At 44.8% G+C, this 632-nt stretch carries 1 pseudogene; it reads right to left on the bottom strand.

What is annotated here, in order from left to right:
* A pseudogene (locus R7O13_RS28205) lies at positions 1 to 632 on the bottom strand (PrkA family serine protein kinase); the annotation flags it as partial.

The raw sequence follows: 632 nt of genomic DNA, 5'->3' as shown, positions 1-632 counted from the left end.
CGATATTCTTGGTAGCTTTTCGCTTTAGGATCGGTGTCTTTTAGCGTCTCGCCGTCGTACACGCGCATTTTCGAGAAGATAGACGAGTTTTCAGGCTCTTTCAGACGAGAAAGAATGCTGAACTGCGCCAATGTTTCTAATGTGCTTGGTGAGCAAGGGGCTTGAGATAGTTCACTGTTTTCAAGCAGTTTTTGATAGATTTTAACTTCTTCCGATACGCGTAAACAGTACGGTACTTTTACGATGTATACACGGTCTAGGAAGGCTTCGTTATTTTTGTTGTTGCGGAAGGTTTGCCACTCAGATTCGTTAGAGTGAGCTAAAATCATGCCGTCGAATGGAATCGCAGAAAGGCCTTCCGTCCCGTTAAAGTTGCCTTCCTGTGTTGCGGTTAGTAATGGGTGCAATACTTTAATTGGCGCTTTGAACATCTCGACGAATTCCATCAAGCCTTGGTTTGCTTTACACAGCGCGCCAGAGTAGCTGTACGCATCTGGGTCGTCTTGAGAGTAGTGGTCGAGTTTACGGATATCCACTTTACCAACGAGTGATGAAATATCTTGGTTGTTCGCATCACTAGGTTCGGTTTTCGCAATACCGATTTGGTCAAGGATAGAAGGACGAACTTTCAT

Source organism: Vibrio sp. Y176 (assembly GCF_033438945.1).
The sequence above is the reverse complement of the archived record's forward strand: the minus strand, read 5'-3'. Positions and strand labels throughout refer to the sequence as shown.